This is a genomic window from Bradyrhizobium liaoningense (genome assembly GCF_018130785.1).
In the GTDB taxonomy this organism is placed as follows: Bacteria; Pseudomonadota; Alphaproteobacteria; order Rhizobiales; family Xanthobacteraceae; genus Bradyrhizobium; species Bradyrhizobium liaoningense_A.
This window is the reverse complement of record NZ_JAFCJT010000024.1, coordinates 1-25,224: the sequence shown is the minus strand read 5'-3', so window position 1 is coordinate 25,224 and position 25,224 is coordinate 1. Positions and strand designations below refer to the sequence as shown.

The following is a 25,224-nucleotide window of genomic DNA, read 5'->3' as shown; positions in this document are numbered from 1 at the left end:
GATGTTGCGACCTGTCATTGGAATTGCCGTGATGGCGCTTGCCTGCATGCTGGCGGGCGCGGCTCTGGGCAAGGGCGGGCACGGTGGCGGGCACGGAGGCGGGCATGGCGGTGGCCATCATGGCGGCGGTCATCACGGCGGCGGTCATCACGGTAGTGGTCATCATGGAGGCGGCCATTTTGGTGGTCATGGCTTCGGACACGCGCATGGCGGCGGGCATCATGGCGGGCCCCGCTTCGCAACTGGCGCTCGACATCGTGGCCCGAACTTCGGCCAGATCCGCAATGCGGCGGTCCGTCCTGCGAATTTTCGCAGCGCCCTCAACGCGCATTCCAGCGCCTTCCGCAACGGACGTCTGATCAGCAATCCGGCCGCACGCGCCCAGATCGCGGCGGCGGCCGCACTCGCCGGCTGGCACGGCGCCAGCAGCGGGTGGTGGCAACATGCGGGTGGCGGTTATGGCTGGGTCGGACCGCTGTTCTGGCCGTTCGCCTACAACGATCTCTACGACTACACGATCTGGGGCGACGGCCTCGGCTTCTGGGGCTATGGCTATCCGGACATCTATGCCGGCATCTTCGGGCCCTATGGCTACGATGGTCTCTCGGCCTATCTGCCGCAGCGGCCGCAAGGACGGCGCCAGGCGCGAGGTGTCCCGCTGGATCGGCTCTGCGGCAGCGACCGCCGCGAAATCGTCGGTCTGCCGATCGACCAGATCGCCGCCGCGGTGCAGCCGACCGAGACGCAAGGCGCGAGCCTCGACGAACTCGGCAATGCCTCGATCCAGGCGTCCGAGATGATCCGCGCGTCCTGCCCGTCGCAGGTCGCGGCGACAGCGCCAGGTCGGCTGACGGCGATGCAGCAGCGCATCGAGGCGATGGAGAAAGCCGTCGATCTCGTGCAGCCCGCCCTCGATCGATTCTACAGCTCGCTCACCGACGAACAGAAGGCGCGCTTCAATGCGCTTGCCGAGGATCAGCGTCGTGCGACGGCTTCCAGCAACGCCGCGGGATCGCTGGTCCAGAATTGCGCGACGCCTGCTGCGCTCGATTGGCCCAGCACTGACATCGAGGCGAGGCTTCATCCCAACGACACCCAGCGTGCCGCGCTACAGGTGCTCCAGGATACCAGCGCCAAGGTCAGCGCATCGCTCAAGGCAGCCTGCCAGCCCAGCGACGTGATGACGCCGCCGGCGCGAATGGCCGCGGTCCGCAAGCGGCTCGACACGATGCTCGACGGCGTCAAGTCGGTTCGCGCGGCGCTGGAGGATTTCTACGCCACGCTGAATGACGAGCAGAAGGCGCAGTTCGAGGCCATCGGACCACGTCGGATGTCCTGAATGCATATCGATGATGTGTGGCAGAAAAATCGCCTCGCCGATCCCGATGAGCCTCTCTATGCTGGGCGAGGCGGAAGCGCGACGGCGGCTGGAAGACCATTGGTGGCGGGGCGATGAAGTGGTTCGCGAAGCAGAAGCCGGCGGACATCTGGGACGAGACGATCGAAGCACCGCTCGGCGACATCGAGGCCGCCGAGCGCATCCGTGCGATCTGTGACGCCGCGGCCACGAGCGCGGCCGGTTCGGCGCGCAACGACAAGCGCGAAAGCGGGCGGTACGAGCGCGCGGCCAAGGTGGCGATGGAAATCGCGATGAAGATCTCGGATGGATTGATGCGCGACGCCGCGGTCCGTCGCATCGTCGATCTCTGTATGAAGGCGGACGATCTCAAGACCGCGCAGATCCTGTTTCGCGCGATCCATGCCAGCTGGATTCGTGAGGCGGTGCAGCGGGATCACCCCATCCTGGCGCAATGAAGGTGATTATTTCGCCAGCTTGCGCACAGCCTCGTCGACGCTGTGGAAGACGTGGTCACGGGGGAGGGCGTCGAACAGTCTGAAGCGCTCGAACGCATCCTGCGCGCGCGCCGATTCCAGCCGCGCCAGCGCGACGGTGACGCCCTGTTCGCTGCACGCCTTGAAGACGTCGAGCAGGATCTGCGCGGCGGTGAAGTCGATCTCGACGATGCCGCTCGCCTCCAGCACCAGCAGTTGCGGTGTCGACCTGCCGAGCACGTTCGCCACGTCGCTGCGAAAACCCGGCGCGTTGAGGAACGACAGCGGCGCCTGGAGCCCGATCACGGCGACGCCGGCGATGCGCTCCCCGGTGATGTGCGGATGCGCCGGCCACCATATCGTGGTGCCCGGCACGCGCTCGAACTCGACGAGCCGCGCGCGCGTCGTGCTCCAGATGCCGTGCAGCAGCGACAGCACGATGCCGAGGAAGGCGCCCTGCTCAATCGGCAGCACGATGATCAGCGCGGCAGTGGCGACGATCAGCAGGAACTCGCTGAACGATTGCCGATAGATCATGGCGATCTGCTTCACCCGGATGATCCGCAGCGCCACGAACAACAGGATGCCGCCGAGCGCGGCGTCCGGAACGTGCTGCAGCAGCCCCGTTCCGAATGCGAGCAGCGCCAGCACGATTGTCCCGGCCGCAAGGCCCGCGAGCTGCGATTGTCCGCCGGTCTCGGCAACGATCCCGGTTCGCGGCGGGCTGGCATTGACCGGAAACGCGCCGAACAGGCCGGACAGCACGCTGCCGGCGCCCGCACCGAGGAAGTCGCGATCGACGTCGGCAGGCTTGTCGGGATCGGACGGGAACGACCGCGTCGTCGCGGCGGTCTGCACCATCACCACGACCGTGATCACGAAGGCGAGCGGCACCAGGCGCACCCACAGCTCCGGCGCAAGGTCAGGCAAGGTCGGTCGCGGCAGCGTGCCCGGCACCGCGCCGACGACGCTGACGCCCTTGCTCTCGAGACCGAGGCCGATCACGGCCAATGTCGCGGCGACGAGCCCGATCAGCGCACCTGGAATCTTCGCGCTGATCCTCTCGGAGATGAAGACCACGGCGAGCACACCGAGACCGATGCAGAGCGTGAAGGGGTTGGTGCGGCCGAGTTCGGTCGCGAGCACGCCGATGCGGTCGAGCGTCGGCCCGCTCGGTGACTGAAGCCCGAGCACGCCCGGCACTTGCGAGACGATGATGTGGACGGAGATGCCGGCGAGGAAGCCGACCATCACCGGCACCGACAAAAGATTGGCGATGCCGCCGAGGCGGAAGGCGCCGCTGGCCAGCATCATCGCGCCGACCATCAGCGCCAGTGCGATTGCAAGCCCCTGATACTCGGGCGAGCCGGCTGCGGCCAGTGCCGCAAGGCCGCCGGCAAAGATCGGCGTGATCGTGGAGTCGGCGCCGCAGGAGAGGAAGCGGTTGCCGCCGAGCAACGCAAAGCCGAGCGAGCCCGCCATGAAGGCGAAGAAGCCGATCTGCGGTGCGAAGCCGCCGAGCCGCGCGGTGGCCATCTGCTCGGGGATCGCGATCGCCGCCAGCGTCAGCCCCGCCATGAGATCGCCGGGCAGGGAATAGGACGCGAGCGACCGGAACAGCGGCCATGCATGCTTGGCGGGAGCGTCGTGCGGCATCGATATGGAATCCCCGGAAGGGCTGGCGTCAGCAGATCAGACTACAGCATTTCCGGGAAGATTGGTTCTCTGTGGCCTCTCCGTCGTCGTTGCGAGCGAAGCGAAGCAATCCAGAATCCCACCGCGGAGGGAGTCTGGATTGCTTCGTCGCAAGGGCTCCTCGCAATGACGGAGGGCACATGTGTCCTCCGCATTGCGCGAGCGGTCTCAGTACCTGCCGCGATTGTAGTCGCCGCGTCCGTAGCCGCCTCCGCCACGGCCGCCCATGCCCATGCCGAGACCAATCCCGACACCAATTCCGACCCCCACGGCTTCAGGTGGCGGGCCTGGGGGCGGCGCGCGCTCGTAGACCACTTCGTCCGGCGGCGGCCGGCGTGGCTTCGGCGGCGTCTCGACCACCTTGCGCTTCGGCGGCGTGTCGTCGACGCGCTTCTTGATGACGGGCGCCACGGCCGGATTGACCGGCGTTGCCGGTGTCGACGGCGCCGAGCACGGGCAGGTCGGGGCCATTGCGACGGCGACCGGAGCAGGGGCCGCTGCGCCCGCGACGGGCAGCGTATAGTTGCGGTTCTGCACGCGGAGCAGCAATCTGCGCGCGGTGGCGGCGAGGTCGCTGTTGTCCCAATTGGCCAGATAGGCCTCGAACGAGGCGCGGGTGTTGATCGCGGTCGCGCGTTCCCAGGCCAGCATCTGGCGCCGGCGCTCCAGGATCGTGCGCAGGCGCGGTGTGAAGGACGCCTGCGCGTACAGTTCGACATAGGCCTGATACGCCGGCACGGTGTCGTCCGCGATCACGAGCTCATAGGCGGCCCTGGCGTCCTTGCCCTGCAAATCCCTGCGCCAGTCCTCGACACTGCGCGTGCCGCTGGCGAGCGCCATCGACGATGCGCCTGGAAGGGACGGCTGCTGACTGCTGCTCTCGCCGAAGAACCTGAAGTCGGTCGTCAGCGACGAGCTCTCCCAGGGGATCTGACGCCCGTCGGTCGATTGCGCCACGGCGACGCGAATGCGCTTGAACACTTCCTCGATCGGCAAATTGGGCTGCTTGGCAATGGTCAGCGCGGCGGTGGTATACGGGCTGTCGGCGCCGGAGCCGTCTTCGGCTTCCGCGCCGGGCGAGGTCGAATAGGAGATGAAGGAGCCGGGCGCGCCGGCCTTGGTGTCGACGATCGCGAGCCCGTGGCCGGCGCCGCTGAGCGCCGGGAACGGATTGTTGCGGCAGGCATCGAGCATGAAGATGCGCGCCCGTGTCGGCAGCGCGCCGAGCGTGTTGAGCAGATCGTTCAGCCGCACGCCCTGGAGCGGAATGTCGGCCTCACGCTTGGGATCGAGATCGACAGGCACCAGATAATTCTCGCCGTCGATCTGCAGGCCGTGGCCGGCATAGAACACCAGTGCGACGGTGTCGGCGCCGCTGGCGCTGACCTTTGCGGCGAAATCGGAGATCGTAGCGCGCATCTCGTTCTGCGCCAGGTTGGCCGTCGTGGTGACGGTGAAGCCGGCATTGCCGAGCAGCTCCGTCATGCCCCTGGCGTCGTTGGCGGCGTTGGGCAACTCCGGCACCGTGCGATAGGCCGACCGACCGATCACGAGTGCGAGCCGCGCCTCGGCGTGGGCGTCCGTCGGCGTCATCAATTGCGTGAGCGCGAGAAGGCTGGAGGCAAGAAGAAAATTGCGAAGGACTGGACGGCGCATGGTGTCACCTCCATCGGCAATGCGCACGATGATGTCACCTTTCTAGGTCGCCGCCACGCGTCTGTCTGTGCACTGGATCACGCTGCAAGCTGCGGCAAAATGGGGCAGGGCGGCTGCCGGAGCCGCAGGGGCACGCGCTCGCGGCATCCATGTGAATTGCGCATTGATCCATGCGCCAATTGGATTGATCCCTGCTGCTGCGCGAAGCGCCCTTTCGCACATCGGGCCCCCGGCCGATCTGATCGAGAATCCCGGAAAAACATGGTTGTTTTGCTGCGCACCGATGCCGTCGACATTCGCAACACGCCGCTTTGCCGCGGCCGGCCGCACCCTTGCCTGCCCCGTCGCTTTGGCCATACAGTCCGCGCAACAGGCCGTGGCAGCGATCTCGGCCGTAAACAAGAATGTTCGGGGAGAGACCGCGCCATGACCATCGTGCCCGTGAGCCGTCGCACGTTCATCAAGTCGTCGACGGCGGTCACCGCCGGCCTCGTTCTCTCTCCTGCCATCATCGGCCGCGCCGAAGCGGCGACGCTGAAGCTGAAATGCTCCTCCTCGCTGCCGAACGATCCGAAATACGCCAACGGTCGCGTCTACTATGACAACCTCGTCAAGAACCTGAAGGGCAACGGACTCGGCGAGCAGGTCGAGGTCGCCTTCTTTCCCGACAACCAGCTCGGGCAGGAGATCGACGTCATCAATTCGGTGAAGCTCGGCGTCATCGACCTCATGGTGTCGGGCTCGTCGATCTCCGCCAACCTGGTGCCGCTGGTCGGCACCTTCGACCTCGGCTTTCTATTCTCGAGCTTCCCGCAGCAGACCAAGGCGTTCGATTCCGGCGCGGCCAAGCCGATCGAGGACGCGCTGCTCAAGGGCGGCAACATCCGCATCATCGCCTGGGCCTATAATTTCGGCTCACGCAGCGTGCTCGCGAAGAAACCGGTGAAGACGCCGGAGGATCTCGCCGGCCTCAAGATCAGGACGCTGCCGAATCCGGTGATCACGGAATGCCTCCGCCTGATGGGCGCCGCCGCGACCCCGCTGGCATTCGGCGAAATCTACACGGCGTTGCAGGCCGGCGTGCTGGACGGGCTGGAGCACGATCCGCCGACGATCCTGGCCAGCAAGTTCTTCGAAACGGCAAAATTCTACGCGTTGACGCAGCACAATTTCTCGCCGCTTGCGATCTACTTCAGCGACGTGACCTACAACCGCATGGATCCGAAGCTGCGCGAGGGTTTCCTCGATGCCGCCAAGAAGGCCGCGGCCGACACGCGCGCTCATGGGCTTGCGGTCGAGAAGGAGGCGTTGACGGCTTTGACCGAGAAGGGCGTGACGGTGGCCGAATGCGACCGCGAGGCCTTCAAGAAGCGCGTCGCGCCGCAGCACGAGAACTTCATCAAGGCGCGGCCGGAGTCCAAGGCCGTCATCGACATCATCCGCGCGACGCAAGCTTGAGATGACGATGACAGCCGCCGTGCCCCTCTCGGGCGGCCGCCACGGGAGCATCGCCCTGCTGCTTCGCCTCAGCGACGGGATCGCGGCGATCCTCCTGGCCGCCGATCTCGTGGTGGTGTGCGCCTCCGTGCTGCTGCGCTTCTTCTTCAATGCGCCGGTCGAATGGTCCGACGACGTCGCGCGCGGCCTGATGGTCGGCTCGGCCTTCTTCGGCGCGGCGAGCGCGCTCGCGCGTGGCGAGAATGTCGGCGTTTCCTTCTTCCGCGATCTGCTGCCGCTGCGGCTGCGCACGCTGGTCGATGCAGCGAGCGCGCTTCTGATCGTGCTGATCTCCGGCTATGTCGCCTACAACGCGGTCAAGCTGGGATCATTGACTTCAGGCCAGACCACCGGATCCGGCCTGCCCCTGGAGCTGACCTTCTACCCGATGGGCATCGGCGCGCTGTTCATGACGGTGTTCGCGATCGATCATCTCTGTGCCAGGCCGCTGCCCGACATCCTCAGGGGCCTTGTTGCCATCATCGTCGTCACCGGCCTCTACCTCGCCTGGGATTATCTGTCGCCGTCCACGGTGCCGTCGGCGGGCACGCTGATGCTGATCGGCTTCTTCGCGACGCTGTTCGGCGGATTGCCGATCGGCTTCGCGCTGGCGCTGGCCGCGCTGATCTTCATCTGGGTCGAGGGCGCGCTGCCCGGCGTGATCTTCGCCCAGCAGATGGCGCGCGGCATTGACAATTTCGTGCTGCTCGCGATCCCCTTCTTCATCCTCGTCGGCTACCTCATGGAAGCCAACGGCATGTCGGTGCGCCTGATCGAGCTGCTGCAACGCGGAGTCGGCCGCATGCGCGGCGGGCTCAACGTCGTGATGGTCGCCTCGATGGTGCTGTTCTCCGGCATCTCGGGCTCGAAGATGGCGGATGTCGCCGCGGTCGGCTCGGTGCTGATCCCGGCGGCGCGCCGCTCGAAGCAGAACCCGGGCGGCGCGGTGGCGCTGCTCGCGGCGTCCGCGGTGATGGCGGAAACCATTCCACCCTGCATCAACCTGATCATCCTGGGGTTCGTGGCGAACCTGTCGATCGGCGGCCTGTTCGTCGCGGGCCTGCTGCCGGCCGCGCTGATGGCGCTGGTCCTGATCGCCGTGTCCATCATCTTCGGCAAGCGACCGGCGGAGGCGGAGGACATCGAGCCGCAGATGCCGGTGTCGGGTCTATGGAGCGGCGCTATCGCCTCGTTCGGCCTGATCTTCATGATCTTCTTCGGTTTCAAGAGTGGCTTTGCCACGGCCACGGAAATCTCGGCCTTTGCCGTAGCCTATGCGCTCGTTGTCGGCAGTCTCGTGTTCCGCGAGCTCGGCTTCAAATCGGCCGCGCACAGTTTTGTCCAGGCTGCGACGCGCGCGGGGCTCGTGCTGTTCATCGTCGCCGCGGCGCAGTCGCTGGCGTTCACGCTGACCTTGCAGCAGGTACCGCATGCGGTCGGCGATTTCATGCTTGGATTGTCCAAGACCTCAGGCGTGTGGCTGTTCATCCTGCTCGCGATCGCGGTGCTGATCGTGATGGGCTCGGTGCTGGAAGGCGCCGCTGCGCTCATCATCTTCGGGCCGCTGCTGCTGCCGGTCGCCGTGCAGCTCGGCGTCGATCCCCTGCATTTCGGCGTCGTGCTGGTCATCGCGATGGGCATTGGCCTGTTCGCGCCGCCGCTCGGGCTCGGACTCTACGGCGCGTGCCTGATCGGGAACGTGCCGATCGAGCAGACGGTGAAGCCGATCATGGGCTATCTCGGCCTGTTGTTCCTCTGCCTGCTCGTCATCGCCTTCGTGCCATGGCTCTCGACCGCGCTGCCGCGGGCATTCGGCTACTGAAGGGAGTCCCGTCGTGAAAGTGCTGCTCGCCCATACGCCGGAGATGCGTCGCAACTATTACGGCGACCGCAGCCTGAACGGCCTGCGCGCGGCCGCCGAGGTGATCCTGCACGAAAGCGACGACGCGCTGGATGCGGCCAGCCTCGTGCGCGCCGCTGATGATGCCGACATCATCGTCGCCGACCGCATGACCGAGGGGCGCGGCGAAATCTTCGCGCAACTGCCGCGCCTGCGCGCCTTCGTCCGCTGTGCCGTCGACATCCGCAACGTCAATGTTGATGCGGCCTCGCAAGCCGGCGTGCTCGTGACCCGCGCAGGTCCCGGCTTCGTGCAGGCGGTGGCCGAGCTCGCGCTCGGTTTCATGGTCGATCTCTCCCGCGGCGTGTCGCGGGCGACGGCGGAGTACCAGGCCGGCCGCAAGGTGGAAGCGCGGATGGGCCGCCAGCTCGCCGGCAGCCGGATCGGCATCATCGGCTATGGCAGCATCGGGCGCTACCTCGCCGAGATCGCCAAGGTGATGCGCATGGAGGTGCTGGTCTCCGATCCCTTCGCTGATGTCAGCGACAGCGCGATTCGACAGGTCAGTCTCGACGAGCTTCTTGGTGCGTCCGACTACGTCGTCTGCCTCGCGATCGCCAACGAGCAGACCGAGAACCTGATCGGCGAGGCGGCGCTTGCGCGCATGCAGAAGCATGCCGTCTTCATCAATCTTTCGCGCGGCAATCTCGTCGATGAGGCCGCGCTGGCACGCGCGTTGCGCGAGAACCGCATCGCAGGCGCCGCGATGGACGTCGGCCGGGCGCCCGATCAGATGCCGAGCCCGGCGCTCGCAAAGCTTCCAAATGTCATCGCCACGCCGCATGTCGGCGGTCTGACGCCACAGGCGATCGAATACCAGTCGCTGGAAACGGTGCGGCAGGTCGAGGCGATCGTCAAAGGCGAGGTCCCACAAGGCGCAGTGAACGCCGAGCGCTGGACGCGGCGGCCTTGAAGCTGCAGTGCTAACGCAAGTTATGCAGTCGCTGTGCGCACCAAAGCTTCCGCATCGTCATGGCCGGGCATGACGACCTCCTGCTGCAGCTACAGCCGATCCACCGCCCTGAACGTCCCGTCCTTCTGGATCACGGTCAAAAACACCTTCGGCGGCGCGTCGGTCATGCGCGCGCCGACGGTGACGATGCTACCGCTGATGTCGAAGCGGCCGACGTCGTTGATGGCGCGCAGGAGACTTGCGCGGGTTGGCCGCGGCCCGGCCTTTTCCAGCGCCGCGGCTGCGAGGCGGCCGGAGAGATAGCCTTCGAGCGACACGAAATCCGGTGTCAGCGTCGGGTCGAACGCCGTCTGCGCCGCCTGGTAGTCGGCGACGAGCTTTTGCGAGCGATCCCAGGGAAACGGCACGACCTGCGAGACGATGACGCCTTCGCCGTCGGGCCCGAGCTCCCTGGCGAGCGCGTTGGCGCCGACGAAGGAGATGTTGACGAAGGTCGGATGGGAGCCGCTGCGATGCGCGAGCTTGATGAATTCCGCGCAGGGGCCGTAGGTCCCGACCATGACGATGGCTTCGGGCTCGGCGCGCTTGATCATGCGCCAGGCCGCGCCGACGGCGCGGGTATTGCGCTCGAAGGTGCCTTCGGCGGCGAGCTCGAGGCCGCGCCTGGCGAGTGCGCTCTTCACGCCGGCGAGACCGTCGCGGCCGAAGGAATCGTCCTGGTAGAAGATGCCGATGCGGGTGAAGTGGCGATCCTCGGTGAGGTGCTTGACCCAGGCCTCGGCCTCAGCGCCATAGCTCGCGCGGATATTGACGACATTCGCAAGCTCGAGGTCGCGCAGGAATTCGGCGCCGCTGAACGGACCGATGAAGGGAATGTTCCTGGTACTGGTGATCGGGATCGTCGCCATCGCGGTCGGCGTGCCCACCGCGCCGATCAGCGCGAACACCTTGTCGTCCTCGATCAGCCGCAGCGTCTGCGCCACCGAGCGGTCGGGATCGTAGCCGTCGTCGCGGCTGACGAGCTGGAGCCTGCGGCCGTGGACGCCGCCCTTTTCGTTGATCTCGGTGAATGCCGCGACGATGCCTTGCCGCATCCGCTGTCCGAGCGCGGAGGAGGGGCCTTCGAGCGCGGCGGCCTGTCCGAACAGGATCGCATCGTCGCTGACGCCGACCTCGTCGCCTTTCGCTGCAGGATTGGCGGCGGCGAGTAGCGCGACGGCCAATGCGACGCAGGCCGCTGATCGCGATCGTGTCATGAGGATGCATGCCGGATGAGGGAATACCTGCCGGAAACGATAGTCCCGTCGTCCTGAACAGCTCGCTAACCCATGATGTAACGGTGTTCCGTAAGACTCCGGGGAAAAGCGGCAAATTGCTCGCACAATGGGCCCTGCGTGCAGGCCAATCGTTAACTAAGCCGCGCAATCTGCGACGACCCGGTTCTGAAATTGTGCGGTTCTTAACCCCGATCCTTGTCCGATAGCAGTTCCGGCAGCTCAACCAGAAGTGGGTTGCCGCGCCGAGGGGGACTTGCGGGATCAAGATGGGCGGTCGGGTTCAGAACGATCAGGATCGGGAACGTAGGACCGGATGGTGGCGCGCGGCGCCGCTGCTCGGACTCTATCGCCCTGCGCTCGTCGCAGTCGGCGTCGGTCTTCTGTTCTCGCTCGTCGGCGCGGCCGCCGTGGCGCGCTGGGAAGACCGCGTCAACAGGATCGAGTTCGAGAACGCCGCCGAAACCGAAGCCATCGTCATGCAGAACGGCATGAGCGAGTACATCTCCAGGCTCGTCGCGCTGCGGACGCTGTTCGAATCGACCAACGAGGAAATTACCCGCAGCGAATTCGAGACCTTCAGCTCCCGGCTGTTCGAACGTCATCCCGGCATGCTGCGCATCTCCTGGCTGCCGCGCGTCAACCGCAAGGAGCGCGCCGAATACGAGGCCGCCGCGGCCACGGACGGCGTGTCCGGCTATCGCATCAAGTCGCTCCAGGGCGAGGCCTTCGCGACCGCGCCGCAAGCCGATGAATATTTCCCGGTGTTCTACTCGACCCAGCCGAAGACGTCGTCGGTTTACGGCATGGATTACGCGACTGTTCCGGAGCGCCGGGCGGCCCTCGAGCGTGCGCGCGACAACGACCGCGTCGCCGCCATTCGTACGCGGCTCTACGACTCGAAGGAGGGCGGCCGGCAGCCCGACGTGCTCGTCGCCATTCCCGTCTACGCCAAGGGGACCTCCCGCGAGGCGGTGGCGGACCGGCGCCGCAATCTGGCGGGCTTCGTTGTCGGCGTCTTCGACCTGCCGCTGCTGATCCAGTCCATTCGCGTGACCACGGGAGCAAGCCCCGCGGTCAGTGTGAACGTCTATCCGCCCTTCACGGGACAGATCGTCAGCCTGGAACAAACCCTCCCGGATTATTCGTCGGCCGCCACGTCGCCGCAGTCGATGCGGGACGTCGCCCGCGCGCTGCACTGGTCGGGCAGCCTCAAGATCGGCGATACCGACTGGCAGGTGCGCGCCATGCCGACGGCCGGCGGTTCGCTGGAGACGGCCTACGACCGCGCGGCTGCGGTCATCGTCGTCGGCCTGCTGCTGACGCTGTCGCTCGCAACCTATCTCATGCTCGCAAGCCGCAACTCGCGGCGGCTGTCGCTGGCGAACCGGCGGGTGCTGGAGCTCGCCCAGACCGACATCCTGACCGGGCTGCCGAACCGCGCCTTCTTCCTCAGCCGGCTCGACATGATGAACAGCCAGCTGAGCGTGAGGGGCCTGCCGTTCTCCATCCTGATGCTCGATCTCGACCGCTTCAAGAACGTCAACGACTCGCTCGGCCACGGTGCGGGCGATGCGCTGCTGCGCCAGGTGGCGCTGCGGCTGAGATCTGCGCTGCGCGCCACCGACGTGCTGGCGCGGCTCGGCGGCGACGAGTTCGCCATCATCCAGGAGGCTTGCGACGATCAGCGGGCCTGCGCGACCGAGCTCGCCGCGCGGATCGCGAAGCTGGTCGCCGAACCGTTCCTGCTGCCCGGCCATCGCGTCGAGATCGGCACCAGCATCGGCATCGCGATCGCTCCGGACCACGGCATCGACCAGGAGCAGTTGCTGAAGAAAGCCGATCTCGCGCTCTACCGCTCGAAATCGGCCGGCCGCAACTGCTTCACCATCTACGACGAGGCAATGTCGGCCGAGCTCGAGGCTCGCAATACGCTGGAAGGCGATTTGCGCGACGCCATCGCGCAGTGCCAGCTCGAAGTGCACTATCAGCCCTTCGTGGACGTCGCCAGCGGTGGTCGTCGCGGCTTCGAGGCGCTGGTGCGCTGGCGGCATCCGAGCCGCGGCCTGATCCCGCCGGACCAGTTCATCGCGCTTGCCGAGGAGACCGGGCTGATCGTGCCGCTGGGCGAATTCGTGCTGCGGCGCGCCTGTGCGGACGCCGCCGCATGGCCGTGCGATCTCATGGTTGCGGTGAACCTGTCGCCGATCCAGTTCAAGGAAGCCGAGCTGTTCGAGACGATCTGCGCGGCGCTGGCAGATTCCGGCCTGGCGCCGCATCGGCTGGAGATCGAGATCACCGAATCGGTGCTGCTGGAGCGCGGCGTCGAGAACCTTGCCTTCATGGAGCGGCTGAAGCACATCGGCATCGAGCTGGCGCTCGACGATTTTGGCACCGGCTATTCCTCGCTGAGCTATCTGACCGCGTTCCCGTTCGACAAGATCAAGATCGACAAGTCTTTCATCCGCAACCTCACGCATCGGCCGCGCAGTTCCGCGATCATCGCCTCGATCGTGACGCTCGCGCGCGGACTCGATATGTCGGTCACTGCCGAAGGCGTCGAGACAGCTGAGGAGTTCGAGCGGCTGACGGTGCTCGGCGTCAATTTTGCGCAAGGTTATCTGTTCGGACGCCCGCAGCCGGTCGACCAGATCACGTTCGACGCGCCCGTCCGGCCCTCGCAGCGCGACGCGGCCTGAGCGCAGGCCCGGCCATGACGATGTGGCAGCTTCTGCGTCCCGCCAAGAAATACATTCGCGAAAATCGCTTGACCAGGGCAGCCCCGGATGGTCGGTAGCACCATCCAGGGATGAAATAAGCACATCATGCGTCTTCCGTTCTTCTACGGCTGGGTCGTCGTCGCAGTGACCTTCGTCACCATGGCCATCGGCGTCAACGCGCGCACCGCCTTCTCTCTGTTCTTTCCGCCGATCCTCTCCGAGTTCGGCTGGGAGCGGGGCGTCACCGCGGGCGCCTTCTCCTTCGGATTCATCGCTTCCGCCGTGGCGAGCCCGCTGATCGGCCGCCTGATGGACCGCTCCGGCCCGCGCGCGGTGATGGAGCTCGGCGTCGTGCTGATGGGCGGGGGGATGCTGCTCGCCCCACTCACCAGCGTGCCCTGGCATCTCTACCTGACGCTCGGCGTCATGGTCGGCGCCGGCAGCGTCTGTCTCGGCTATTCCGGCCAATCGCTGTTCCTGCCGAACTGGTTCATCCGCAAGCGCGGCTTTGCGATCGGCATCGCGTTCGCCGGCGTCGGCATCGGCTCGGTGACGCTGCTGCCCTGGGTGCAGCACATGATCGAGCAGACCGGCTGGCGCACCGCCTGCACCGCGATGGGCCTGATGATCCTGATCGTGTTGGCGCCGATCAACCTCTTTCTGCACAAGCGTCCCGAGGATATCGGGCTTCAGCCGGACGGTGATGCCGCACCGGCCGGGGGCGCTGCAAAGCCAGTCTCCAACGTCGTCGACCACGACTGGGTCAATACCGATTGGACTTTGAAACGTGCGGTGGCGACGGCGCGATTCTGGTGGATCGCGGTCGGCTATTTCTCCGGCCTGTACATCTGGTACGCGGTGCAGGTGCATCAAACCAAATTCCTGCTCGACATCGGCTTCAGTCCCGGCGTCGCGGTGTGGGCGCTCGGCGTGGTCAGCCTGCTCGGCATTCCCGGCCAGATCCTGCTCGGCCACGTCTCCGACCGGATCGGGCGGGAGGCGGTGTGGGCGATCAGCTGCGCGGGCTTTGCGATCTGCTTCGCAGCGCTGACCGCGCTGAAGTTCCAGCCGTCGCTGTGGCTGGTCTACGTCATGGTGTTCACGCAAGGCGCGCTCGGCTACGGCCTCACCTCGATCATGGGTGCCGTGGTGTTCGAGATATTCCAGGGCAGGCACCAGGGCAGCATTTTCGGCATGATCATGCTGGCAGCCCTGGCGGGCGGCGCCGCCGGACCCTGGCTCACGGGTCTCCTCTATGATCGCACCGGCGATTACACGCTCGCCTTCGTCATCGCCATGGCCGTGAGCGGCTTGTCGGCGCTGGCGGTATGGCGGGCCTCGCCGGGCAAGGTGCGGGCCGTCGCGGGCCGGCTGCACAGGATTCCCGCGGGAACCGGCGCTGAATAGGTTGCTCTGCGCGCCTGCGCTTCCGCCGGTCGCATTCGAACGCTGGCTGATCGAGCACTGCGCCGAGCAGACGAGGGCAATGCTGGGCCGCCTCGACATCGTGCCGGCCGGTCGCGGCGCGGCGAAGGGGGGCAGCATAGTTGCCTCTGTCGCCGGCTCGATCGGCAGTGTGGAAACCAGGGCGCGAACTCATTACGCCAAGAGCACGCGCCCTGATTTGGCCTTAACGCAGCAAGCCGTCAGTAATCCCAGAAGACCGGCACCCAGCGAAAGGCGTCGCCGGCGACCGCGACATGGCCGACGGACGGGAACGGCATGTGAGTCGCCACCAGCATCTCGCCGCTCTCGGCAAGCTCTCGCAACAGGCGGACCCGAACGCGTGCCGCCTCCTCGGGGTCGTGTTCGAAACCGTTGTGCCAGTCGGGTTGGTCGAACCCGACAGCAAACACGGCGTCGCCGGCGAACGTCAGTGCGTCGCCGCCGGACGCCACGCGAACCACGCTGTGTCCAGGGGTGTGACCGCCGGTGCGACGGACGACGACGCCCGGCGCAACCTCGTGCTGCTCATCGAACTGCCGCAGCTGGCTGCCGTACTCCTTCACGAACCGCTTGGCGGTTGCCCGAAGCGCGTCCGGGAAGCCCGGCGGCATGGCCGTCTGGGAGAAATCGGGCGCCTCCCAGAATTTGACCTCGGCGGCCGCCACGTGGATCCGCAGGTCCGGGCGCAGCCGCTCCTTCACGCCGTCGACGAGCAGCCCGCCAATGTGGTCCATGTGCAGGTGGGTCAGCACCAAATCGGTCACGGACCCAAGATCGATGCCGACGGCCTCCAGTCGCTTGATCAACTGGCCGGCGCGCGGCAAATGCAGGTCCGGGTCGGACCCCAGTCCGGCGTCGATCAGGATGGTCTTGCCGCCGCTGCGGACCACGACCGCATTCAGCGCCCAGTCGAAAGCGTCCTGCGGCAGGAACATGTCGTGCAGCCAAGTCGCCCGGACGGCTGGGTCGGCGTTGTGCGCCAGCATCGTGGTTGGCAGCGGCAGCACCCCGTCGCTGACCACCAGCACGTCAATCTCGCCGACCTTCAGCGCGTAGCGCGACGGAACGAGCTCTTCGGCTCCCGATGTCACGGGGTATGAGGTGTTGTGCAGGTTCATGTTTGTCTCCTGTTTCAAGGTAGGGCTCCCGGCTGGTCTTGGTTGAGCAGGCCGCGCAGCCAGGGAAGTGCGGCCGTCATCGTTGCGTGCCCCTAGAGGCTCGTCACACGTTCCGGATCGGCTGACGCGAGCGCGACGGCTCGCTCAGCGCAGGGCGGGTAGATCCAGACGGTGTTGATCTCCTGCTTGGTCTTCTTGGCGACGTCGCCGACCATCTCGACCTTGCGTTCCCAGCCGCGCGTGAACAGCGCGCCGGCTTCGCCGAGGTCGAGGCAGGTGACGTAAGCCTTCTGGTGATACGGCCTGGTCGGGACGCCCAGCAGTTCGGCGGCGGCGTTGTTGCCGGCAAAGGCGCCCATCCGCGTGGCGTGTTGGCACGACATCAGCGCGTAATTGCCCTCGTCGTCGCATGCGGCTCGCGCGGCATCGCCGGTGGCGAAGACGCCGGCGACACCAGCCACGCGCAGATCACGGTCCACCAGCAGCCGGCCGAAATTGTCGCGCTCGGCGGGAATCTGCGCCGTCAAAGGCGCGGCGCGAATGCCGGCTGCCCAGACCAGTGTCTCGGTTTCGATGTGTTCGCCGGTCGACAGCGTCACGCCGGACTTGTCGAGCGAGGCAACGCCGGCGCCGAGCCGGGTCTCCACGCCGAGCTTGCGCAGCGCCTGCTCGATGACCGGGCGGGGGCCTTCGCCCATGTCCGGAGCGATCGCGCTGTTGCGCTCGACGATGATCACGCGCGTTCTGGACTCCTTGCCGAAGATATTGCGCAGGCGTGCAGGCAATTCAGTTGCCGCCTCGATGCCGGTGAAGCCGCCGCCGGCGACGACGACCGTATCGCGTCCGTTCCTGGCCGGCCGGTCGGCGAGGCCATGCAGATGCTTGTCGAGGGCAACCGCATCGTCGAGCGAGTCGACGCTGAAGCCATGCTCGGCAAGGCCGGGAATGTTGGGTCGGAAGAGGCGACTGCCGGTGGCTACGACGAGACGGTCGTAGGACAGGGTCTTGCGCGTGCCCTTGGGCGTCGAGATCTGCACCGTCAGCGCTTCGGTGTTGACAGTCTCGGCGCTACCCTGGATGTAGTCGACGTCGATCGCCTTGAGGACATCGAGCAACGGCGCCGTCAGGGTTTCCGGCTTCGGCTCATAGAGCCGGGGGCGGACCACCAGCGTCGGCTCCGGTGCGATGAGTGCGATCTCAAGCTCCTCCGGCGAGGCGCCCTGAATGTCGCGCAGGCGGGCGGCGGAGAGGGCGGCGTACATGCCGGCGAAGCCGGCGCCAATGATGAGCAGTCGCATGTTGTTGATTCCTGGATTTGGTTCTGGGTTTGCTTGGTTCGAAACGCGCGCCATCGCCGCCGCCCGATGCGAGCGGAGCCGTTGCGATCGGTGATGACGCGGAGAGGTGAGACGGAGACTGCCGGGCCCTTACGGTGCGATGCAGTTCGGCAGCGAGGACAGCAGCGCGGGGCCTTCACATCCTGCGCGGCAGCTTCGCGGGCCCAGTGGCCAGCCGCGCAGGGCGATCGGCAGCGTCGGTTTGTTGGGCCAGCTCCGATCGATCAGGATCGACGTCGAGGCATTGGCGTTTTGCGCGGCCTGCGGCGTTGCCTCTTCGGCCGTCGGCGAGGTGAAACGCACAGTCAGTGAGAGTCCGTATATGAGCGCCGTCGAGACGGCCTTCCGCCGTGGCGCAATCGCGAGCCGTTTCCAGTCCATCGTTTGTCTCCGTCCGCATGATGTGACGTTGCGATGTTTAGCGAACCGGATCGTCGACTGCCCCAGAGCGATTGCCGTCCCTGTCGAGAGATTGCTGCTAACGCACCCGCCTGCGCCAATCGCTCGGCGTCTCGCCCGTCAGCTTCTTGAAAGCCGCGGCGAAGGCGGTCTGCGAGGCATAGCCGAGCGCCGCGGCGATCGAGACGACCGACTCGTCCGAATCGCGCAGCATGTTCATTGCCTGCTCGAGCCGGTGCTGGCGCAGCCAGGCATGTGGCGAAAGTCCGGTGCTTTCCTTGAAGGAACGGCAGAAGTGAAAGCGAGACAGGCCGGCATCGCAAGCCAGCGCCGAGAGCGAGACATCCGCATCGCTGTCCGAGCGCAGGCGTTCGATCGCGCGGCGCAAGACCGATGGTGACAGTCCGCCGATGATCGGCTGCGGCGTGGCCGGCACACCGGCATGAGCGGCCAACAGGCGGGTGGCGAGAAGATCCGTCAATTGCTGCCTGAACAGCGTGTCCAGCGTGGCGCTGCCGTCGAGCGCGTCTGCCGCGCTCAGCAGCAGGCGCGACGTGATAGCGTCGGGATGGCCGGTTCTTTCCTGCAGGTCGTCGGAGCTTGCGGTATTGGCCTCATTGGCGATGCGCAGAAGCGTCCTTTGCGGAAGGTAGAGCTGGACGACATGCATGGGCCGGTGAATGTCCCACCGCGACGTCGAGCCGGCCGGAATGATCGTCACGACGCCGGGACGCGCCGTTGAGATCGCGGCCGTCTTTCCCGTGCGCCGTTCCAGCGCCTGCGAGCCGGCGGGATACGTCATGATGACGTGATCGGCCATGGGTTCGACGACGTCGTGCAGCGCCTCGTGCTTCCAATAGGCGATGGCGCCGCTTTGAGAATCCGAGGCCATGCGAAGCGGCCGCGTCTTGAGCACGCGCGCCATCTCCGCGTCGGCGGCGCGCCGCTCGGACGTCGCGCTGTCGTCCGGCTGTGCGCCGGGTACGGCTGGCAGTCCCTTGTGTGAGGGATTGCGCATGAGTGCGGTGCTCCCGGTCATGGCTTGGCTCCAGCTGATCTCTGATCGGTCGTCCGTATTAGTACGGGTCGGGAGCGTTCTATGCGCTGCGACGGCTGGTCGTCTTGCCTGAAGCGGCCTTGCTTTGCCTGATCCTGCTCCGGGCCGGCGCGGGCTTTCACGAATGCACGCCGGGGGCGGGCAATGAGGTGTCGACGAACGCTAGGGCGTGTACTCATAAAGGAGCAGACGTCGGCTTTTGGGGTCTAAGCAGACATTCTTTCCTCAATCAGAGTATTGCCGATTTTGACTCATAACGGACTAACAGCCGCCCGTTCCTGAAGTGTACCCGTGTCGCGGTTCGTTCCTATGCGCTGGCCTGTTTCCGACCCCAAGTTCGAAAGTGGAGTGATCTAAGTCGCTTAGGGAACAAAATTAACATATGATAATTGTCGTCCATTGCAGGGCGGCGATCATGTGCAATCGATGCGCTCAATTGGACGAGAAGCTCCAGCACTATCGAGAACTCGCCGAGCGGGCGAACGATAAGCTGACCAACGAAGCCCTCGATGGTTTGGCGAAACAGTACGAGGCCCAGAAGTTGGCGATGCATTCGAAACCAGAGAAGTAAGGCGCAATTGGCGGCCAGTGCGGGGCACAAATCTGGGAGGACTGGCCTTATGAAAACCCCGGCCGAATATCTCAACCTTGCAGATCGGATAGCCGAACAAAAGAGCAGCGCCACCGACCCGTTCATCCGTGAACGCCTTGATACCATGGAGCGCAGCTATCGCCTTCTAGCCCAAAGCGCCACCGTACTTGCTCAATCTGCCAACTTGCAAAACGCCCTAGAACAGAAAAGCAAGTAAGGCCGCCTCAGTTGGCGATCTTGCTCATACAGCCAAACCAGCAACTTCCGCTCGTGGCCTCGCGGACCTGAACCGCGGATCCGGTGATGTCCGCTCACAGTGGCAGAGCAGACCATCTACCATGGACCCGCCGACTTCCGAGCTTGACCCGAAGCCGAGATCGGCGAGCACAAGGTCGTGCGCTATTTTGGTCGGTCCCCCCGATGGTCGAATGAGGATATCAGATGGTGGACGTCTGCGTTTTGGGCCCATCGAAAAGCTTTCTTCAGGAATCGCTTGCGAGGGATCCGCACCCGCGCACGCAAGAAGGCGGCGATGACGTCGTGTTCGATTTCTCCAAAAGGGTACGGCACGCCGTCACGTCGGATGACGTCAGGGACGCTTCGCGGCCGTGGACCCGTCCTAAAGCGCGCCTGGGAAGCACTGCCATTTCAAGAGTTTGACGCAGAATGCGCTGTACGACTGCGAGCACATGGTATTCAATCCCTGGAACTGTCTGCCTGGGCACGGTCCGCTCGGCAGCGTCAACTGGATGCGGCTCACCGTCTATCTTGCCTCGCGGCAAGTACGGCGGAAAGTGAACTTGGTGGGTCATGAGCAGCGAGCCGAAGCCCGATCGTTTGGGCGGACTTCAGCGGACACAGGGGCCGCCGAATGTCGAGAATGAGGCTCCGCATGCCGAACGCCGCCAGCTCACCGTGACATTTATCGACATCGTCGGTTCGACACCCCTGAGCGAGCGGATCGATCCCGAGGAGTTCTTCGCGATTATCAGAACTTACCGCGATATCTGCGACGAGCAGATTCGCCGCTACGGCGGTCATATCGCGAGAATGATTGGTGACGGGTTACTCGCATTTTTTGGCGTCCCGCAAGCCCATGAAAATGATCCTGAGCGCGCGGTCCGCGCCTCTCTGGCGATTGCCGCGGCGATCAAGGAACACAAGTTTCTGCTATCGGACGGCAGCTTCGTTCGCCTGGGCGTGCGCATCGGGGTCAACACGGGGGTCGTCGTCGTCGGCAGCGTGCCCGGCGAGCCCCCCGATCGACGGGAAGTGTTCGGCAGTACGGCGCATGTCGCTGCCCGCCTGCAAGGACTCGCGAGTGAGAACGGTATCGTAGTCGGCTCGAGCACTTACGATCTGACCCGCAGAACCTTCAGCTATGCGCCGCTTGGCCGACAAGCTCTCAAGGGCGTGGAGGAGCCGGTCGAGGCTTGGCGTGCAGAGGCGCTTGGGTCAAACGAAAGCAGGTTCGACCGCGCGCGGAGGTCGCCTCTTGCCCCGATGATAAACCGAATCAGCGAAAGTGCGTTACTTGCCGAGATGTGGCGGCAGACTCTCGCCGGCTCGGGGCAAGTTGGCGTCATTTCCGGCGAGCCCGGCATCGGCAAGTCACGTTTGATCCGCCAGTTCCGCAGTTCGCTCGGTGCGTCTCCGCGTGATGTTCTGTCGCTGCAATGTTCACCGTTCCACATCAACACGCCGCTTGCCCCGGAAATCGAGCGCCTCATACGCGCGACTGGCATCCACGAGACCGACAACGCGGAACTCGCGCTGGCAAAACTGCAAGCGCTGTTGGCGAGCGCCGTCACCGATCTCAAGCAGGCGCTTCGTTACTACGGGGCGGTGCTATCGATCCCCGCATGCGCGGGATACGAGCCCGCGGATTTCGGATCTCCCTTGGAGCGCGAGCGTGCGTTTCAGGTGTTCGTCGACGCTCTTGTCGCCGCCTCGCGCAAGCAGCCGATCCTCGGGATCGTCGAGGACGTCCAGTGGATGGACCCGACCACCATCGAACTGCTGGTGCGCGTGATGGCTCGCTGTCCTGGCGAGCGGATCATGGTCCTGATCACGCATCGCGATGATTACAAGGCCGACTGGTTGTCAAGCACGGCAATTAGACGGATCCCCCTCCGGAAGCTGGCGGCGCATGAATGCGAGCAGATGGTCGCAGCCGTCGCGGGCAGCGATTTCGTGCCGCGCCAGATTACCAGCCAGATCGTGGAAAGGACCGACGGCGTGCCACTCTTTGTCGAGGAGTTCACGCGGGCCGTCGTCGATGCCGGTGCGGTCCCGCTGGCCGCCGAAAGCCCTGCGCCGAAGTTGCCGGAACCCCTGGTGCCGTCAAGTATTCACGATTCCCTGATGGAGCGCCTTGATCGTCTCGGTCCTGCCAAGCGCGTCGCCCAGATCGCCTCCGTTTTCGGAAGGCGTTTCGACTATGAAGGCATTTTCAACGTGTTTCCGGATAAGAGCCAAACGCTGCCACAGGCGTTGCGAGCTCTCGAGAAAGCGGGGATCGTGTATCGCAGCAAGGAACCTCAAGGCGAGGTCTTCACGTTCAAACATGCGATGATACAGGAAGTCGCCTACTCCTCGTTGCTCATGGAGGAAAGGCGTGAACTCCATGCGCGCGTGGCATCGTGGCTGCTCCAGGAAGCCTCCATTGAAGAAAGCGGCCAGCCGGCGGTATTAGGCTATCATTATGCGCGCGCAGGCAACATTCCGGAGGCGATCGAGGCCTGGCTCCAGGCTGGCAAATCCGCGCTGCGCAGATCTGCTACCAAGGAAGCCGTGGCTCACCTTCGCGAAGGCCTCTCGCTGATATCCAAGATGCCGGCGTCGCCACGGCGCTTCGAGGCTGAAATCGGACTGCAATCCAATCTGGCGATGGCGTACACAGCCAACGCCGGATGGTCCGACCCGAACGTCTATGGCCCCTACAGTCGTGCACTCGAGCTTTGCGCGAGCCATGGCACCATTCGCGAGAAGGCGACGGTGCTCTGGGGAAGTACCATAGCCAAGCTGGTCAACTGCGAGCTCACCAAGGGCCTCGAACACGCGGAAAATTTCGTCCGGCGGGCAGAAGAGTGGCGCAACGACGAGGCCGCCCTCATGGCCTACACCGCCGCCGTGATCGCCAATTTTTTCCTCGGTCGTTTGCAGCAGGCGAGTGAGCTCGCGGCTCTGGTCAGCGCTCGCTACAATCCGCGCGAGCACGGCAAGCTGGTCCAGATCTATCAGCATGATCCATTGATTGTATCGCTCGTCTATTCCGGACACATTGAATGGCTGTTGGGCCGGCCCGGCCGAGCCAGAGAGTGCTGCGTGACGGCGCGGCAGCTTGCGAACGAGATCGGACATCCGTTCATGGTGGCTTTTGCCTCCATTCTCGGCGTCGCCGATCACTGGTATGAGGGTGACCTTGCGGAGAACCTTGCCAGCGTGAAGCGTGGTCTGAAGGTCGCTGACGAGTATGGCTATCCGATGTACCGGGTCATCGGTCCATTGTGGGCAACCGCAGCGTTGGCGGCACGAGGCCCCGCGCCGGATGTGCTCGAGCAGCTATGCGGCTTGCTCGATAAGCTACCCGCCGAGAACCGGTGCATCCAGATGCCGCTCTATCGAATTCTGCTTGCCACGGAATTCGGACGGATCGGGCAAATGGGCAGGGCTCGAAACTTCGCTGCCTCGGCTGAGGCCCTGGTGAAGCAAACCGGCGAGCGCTGGGCTGCTCCCGAGATTTACCGGATCCACGGCTCGCTGCTGTGTCGCGATCCATCGCGGGACGACCGGGCCGCCATGCGCTTGTTCAAGCGCTCGCTTGCATCTGCCAGGAAGCTCGGGGCGGTCGGTTGGGAATTGCGCACGGCGATCAGCATCGCGCGCCTGGTCAGCGCAGGCGAGAGCGCAGACGGACGCACTGAGGCACGAGACCTGCTAATATCGACCCGGGCGAAATTCGCATCCGCGGAAACTTCCCGCGATCTGAGCGAGGCTGATGATCTGGTGAGAGTGTTGAACTAGTGTTGGCGCCCAAGATCGGACCGTTGGAGCCGGTGATGCGCGGAGCCTGGAAGCCAAGATTCGACCAATCGCAGGACATAGCCTCGAACTTGGCGCCGACGCACAAAGTTAGCCGAATGAAGCGCCGCGCAATTCGAAGCGAATTGCAAGGTTCGACTCCCGATGGTACTCGCGCGCACTGATAAAGTGATCGGCTGAGTGCGTATCTTGTTGCGCTGCGTGAGTCCGGATGTGGCCCGTAGCTGACCATCCCTGCGAGCACCGCGATGTCTGCTGCTAGACGGTGAACGGACAAAGCTCCTGCAAGATGCCGAGGTCAACCTTTGACCCGTTGTGGACGTATAGTTGCGCTCTAAGAACCGCTCCTGGCCGCATCGACTTCGGCCCAAATGGCCTTGCGCAAGTCTATAAGCAGAAGGTTCTGGGCTTCGAATGGGTCCTGGGCCTGTGCGACGAACGATACCTTGGGCAAGACGACGGTAAGTGCGCGGACGATGACGGATTGCTCTGTTGCATGTTCGTCCGTGGAAGGATCTGCGACCAATGCCATCTTCTTCATGATTTCCCAAATACCTGGAGAGTAGCTCTCCAAGGCCGCAATTGCTTCCCTGATCTGTTCATCAGCATAGAACGTGCCCTTGAGAAACTCCGGCCAGCTAATTCAAACGGGGTAGCGCCATTTCAACGTGCGGCGCAGGAAAAGCAAAGCGACAATGATTGCGAGGGCGGCGAGCCAGAGGAAGGTCGGAACGGGCGATTGAATGTGGGCGATGTGGAGCACTAACGCTAACAACAGGCCGACCAGCGAGTTCGACAACCAGTACAAGGGCGAGCGCAAAATCCCCGCTGCTGTCAGTTCAGCAGTCCGTTCGCGAGCGCGTGTTACGCGCCACCAGCAAAAGCCTAAGAACGCAACAGCAATGATCCAGACCATTCCAACCTGTTCGCATAGAAATCTGCAAGCACTCTTGCTCAAATCGCTCGAATTAGCTGCATCTCGCGTTTGCAAAGGGCGCCTACTGTGCCTTCCGGCCCTTAGCCGAAGGACGGTGGACCGGACGTAGGGCCGCGCTTGCCTCGACCGCCGCTTTTGACCCAGAGCGGCGCGTCAAGAAGACAGGACACTGCCAGCTATAGCACTCCGTTGCGACTGACGTTTTCTCTATCGATTTAGGGTTGTGGCAATCAATTCACGCTATTGGCTCGGCCTGTGGCCTTCGAGATGGTCACGGTTGGCGTTAAGGATAGTGTATGATGTACTTCCTCACTGCCTGTCTGATCGTGGTAGTCGTGAGTGCCACGGTATCGCTTCGTCGATCCAGAACTCTATCACAGCCTCAGTGGGCTACACCGGCCCAGCGGCTCGCAGCACGGCGGCGGGCGCTTTGGCCGACAATCTGCGCGGGGTTTTGTCTGCTTGGGCTGCTCGGATTTCATCATTTTCAACACGAGGCAGAACTTGGTCCCACCGCGACGACCTATCTGATGATGCTTGTTGCCTCTTTCTTCGGTGGTTCCTTTCTTGGCGTCATTGGCGGGATGGATTGAGGTAGGGATCAAGGCAAGGCAAAGACGCGCCCGACAAGCTGTCATGTCTTTGGCATTGTCCTGTTGATGTCCGGATTTGGCCGATTTTGTTGCAAAAGTCGGCTGTAACCGACGGATGTCTTTCGGCCATTCGGTCAGGCCGACCGGCTTTGATCCGCCGCCCCTAACGCTCTCAACGCAACTCCTACGCTACGCAATGCGCAAAGCATGAGC

19 protein-coding genes are annotated in these 25,224 nt (G+C 64.6%); 10 read left to right on the top strand and 9 right to left on the bottom strand.

Annotation, left to right across the window (positions count from 1 at the left end; translation table 11 throughout):
• The first annotated feature begins 1 nt into the window (after position 1).
• Both JQ627_RS31845 and JQ627_RS31840 read left to right on the top strand, forming a co-directional pair.
• On the top strand, positions 2-1,339 hold the full coding sequence (locus JQ627_RS31845) for a Spy/CpxP family protein refolding chaperone (protein WP_212488319.1): 1,338 nt from the start codon (positions 2-4) through the stop codon (positions 1,337-1,339).
• Positions 1,340-1,452: 113 nt separating this feature from the next.
• Positions 1,453-1,815, top strand: coding sequence for a hypothetical protein (locus JQ627_RS31840; protein ID WP_212488318.1), 363 nt, complete (start codon positions 1,453-1,455; stop codon positions 1,813-1,815).
• Between the two features lie 6 nt (positions 1,816-1,821).
• On the opposite strand, the gene JQ627_RS31835 is transcribed toward JQ627_RS31840, so the two are convergent.
• Positions 1,822-3,489 carry a SulP family inorganic anion transporter gene (locus JQ627_RS31835; protein ID WP_212488317.1) on the bottom strand — a complete coding sequence of 556 codons (1,668 nt, stop codon included), beginning with the start codon at positions 3,487-3,489 and terminating at the stop codon, positions 1,822-1,824.
• Positions 3,490-3,696: 207 nt separating this feature from the next.
• Positions 3,697-5,184 carry a caspase family protein gene (locus JQ627_RS31830; protein WP_212488316.1) on the bottom strand — a complete coding sequence of 496 codons (1,488 nt, stop codon included), beginning with the start codon at positions 5,182-5,184 and terminating at the stop codon, positions 3,697-3,699.
• Positions 5,185-5,610: 426 nt separating this feature from the next.
• Here JQ627_RS31830 and JQ627_RS31825 point away from each other — a divergent pair, with 426 nt between their 5' ends.
• Genes JQ627_RS31825 through JQ627_RS31815 form a run of 3 tightly spaced genes read left to right on the top strand, consistent with a single transcriptional unit; the run spans position 5,611 to position 9,494 of the window.
• Positions 5,611-6,642 (top strand): TRAP transporter substrate-binding protein, encoded by a 1,032-nt coding sequence (locus tag JQ627_RS31825; RefSeq protein WP_212488315.1) that lies wholly within the window; start codon positions 5,611-5,613, stop codon positions 6,640-6,642.
• 7 nt (positions 6,643-6,649) lie between these two features.
• Complete coding sequence (locus JQ627_RS31820) at positions 6,650-8,503, top strand: TRAP transporter large permease subunit (protein WP_212488314.1); 1,854 nt, start codon at positions 6,650-6,652, stop codon at positions 8,501-8,503.
• Positions 8,504-8,516: 13 nt separating this feature from the next.
• On the top strand, positions 8,517-9,494 hold the full coding sequence (locus JQ627_RS31815) for a hydroxyacid dehydrogenase (protein ID WP_212488313.1): 978 nt from the start codon (positions 8,517-8,519) through the stop codon (positions 9,492-9,494).
• A gap of 89 nt (positions 9,495-9,583) precedes the next feature.
• Here the strand turns inward: JQ627_RS31815 and JQ627_RS31810 are convergent, their stop codons facing one another.
• On the bottom strand, positions 9,584-10,750 hold the full coding sequence (locus JQ627_RS31810; protein ID WP_212488312.1) for an ABC transporter substrate-binding protein: 1,167 nt from the start codon (positions 10,748-10,750) through the stop codon (positions 9,584-9,586).
• A gap of 287 nt (positions 10,751-11,037) precedes the next feature.
• On the opposite strand from JQ627_RS31810, the gene JQ627_RS31805 reads away from it, so the two are divergent.
• Together JQ627_RS31805 and JQ627_RS31800 are read left to right on the top strand one after the other, a co-directional pair.
• Positions 11,038-13,467 (top strand): EAL domain-containing protein, encoded by a 2,430-nt coding sequence (locus tag JQ627_RS31805; RefSeq protein WP_212488311.1) that lies wholly within the window; start codon positions 11,038-11,040, stop codon positions 13,465-13,467.
• A 126-nt stretch (positions 13,468-13,593) separates the two neighbouring features.
• Entirely contained in the window at positions 13,594-14,895 is a 1,302-nt protein-coding gene (locus tag JQ627_RS31800; protein ID WP_212488310.1) for an MFS transporter, read from the top strand.
• Between the two features lie 239 nt (positions 14,896-15,134).
• On the opposite strand, the gene JQ627_RS31795 is transcribed toward JQ627_RS31800, so the two are convergent.
• The 4 genes from JQ627_RS31795 to JQ627_RS31780 all read right to left on the bottom strand — a co-directional run bounded on the left by JQ627_RS31795 (position 15,135) and on the right by JQ627_RS31780 (position 18,827).
• Entirely contained in the window at positions 15,135-16,052 is a 918-nt protein-coding gene (locus JQ627_RS31795; protein ID WP_212488309.1) for an MBL fold metallo-hydrolase, read from the bottom strand.
• Between the two features lie 92 nt (positions 16,053-16,144).
• Positions 16,145-17,350 carry an NAD(P)/FAD-dependent oxidoreductase gene (locus JQ627_RS31790; RefSeq protein WP_212488308.1) on the bottom strand — a complete coding sequence of 402 codons (1,206 nt, stop codon included), beginning with the start codon at positions 17,348-17,350 and terminating at the stop codon, positions 16,145-16,147.
• Between the two features lie 129 nt (positions 17,351-17,479).
• Positions 17,480-17,770: a hypothetical protein gene (locus JQ627_RS31785; protein ID WP_212488307.1), complete on the bottom strand. Its 291-nt coding sequence runs from the start codon at positions 17,768-17,770 to the stop codon at positions 17,480-17,482.
• A 97-nt stretch (positions 17,771-17,867) separates the two neighbouring features.
• Positions 17,868-18,827 (bottom strand): AraC family transcriptional regulator, encoded by a 960-nt coding sequence (locus JQ627_RS31780; RefSeq protein ID WP_249143561.1) that lies wholly within the window; start codon positions 18,825-18,827, stop codon positions 17,868-17,870.
• Between the two features lie 454 nt (positions 18,828-19,281).
• Here JQ627_RS31780 and JQ627_RS39560 point away from each other — a divergent pair, with 454 nt between their 5' ends.
• The 3 genes from JQ627_RS39560 (at position 19,282) to JQ627_RS31770 (ending at position 23,463) form a co-directional block, all read left to right on the top strand.
• Positions 19,282-19,416 carry a hypothetical protein gene (locus JQ627_RS39560; protein ID WP_283817150.1) on the top strand — a complete coding sequence of 45 codons (135 nt, stop codon included), beginning with the start codon at positions 19,282-19,284 and terminating at the stop codon, positions 19,414-19,416.
• Positions 19,417-19,465: 49 nt separating this feature from the next.
• Positions 19,466-19,654, top strand: a complete 189-nt coding sequence (locus JQ627_RS31775; protein WP_212488306.1) for a hypothetical protein — start codon at positions 19,466-19,468, stop codon at positions 19,652-19,654.
• 593 nt (positions 19,655-20,247) lie between these two features.
• Complete coding sequence (locus tag JQ627_RS31770; RefSeq protein WP_212488305.1) at positions 20,248-23,463, top strand: adenylate/guanylate cyclase domain-containing protein; 3,216 nt, start codon at positions 20,248-20,250, stop codon at positions 23,461-23,463.
• A 352-nt stretch (positions 23,464-23,815) separates the two neighbouring features.
• Here JQ627_RS31770 and JQ627_RS31765 read toward each other — a convergent pair whose 3' ends face one another.
• Complete coding sequence (locus tag JQ627_RS31765) at positions 23,816-24,022, bottom strand: hypothetical protein (protein WP_249143560.1); 207 nt, start codon at positions 24,020-24,022, stop codon at positions 23,816-23,818.
• A gap of 102 nt (positions 24,023-24,124) precedes the next feature.
• Positions 24,125-24,397 carry a hypothetical protein gene (locus JQ627_RS31760; RefSeq protein ID WP_212488304.1) on the bottom strand — a complete coding sequence of 91 codons (273 nt, stop codon included), beginning with the start codon at positions 24,395-24,397 and terminating at the stop codon, positions 24,125-24,127.
• Positions 24,398-25,224: the final 827 nt, after the last annotated feature.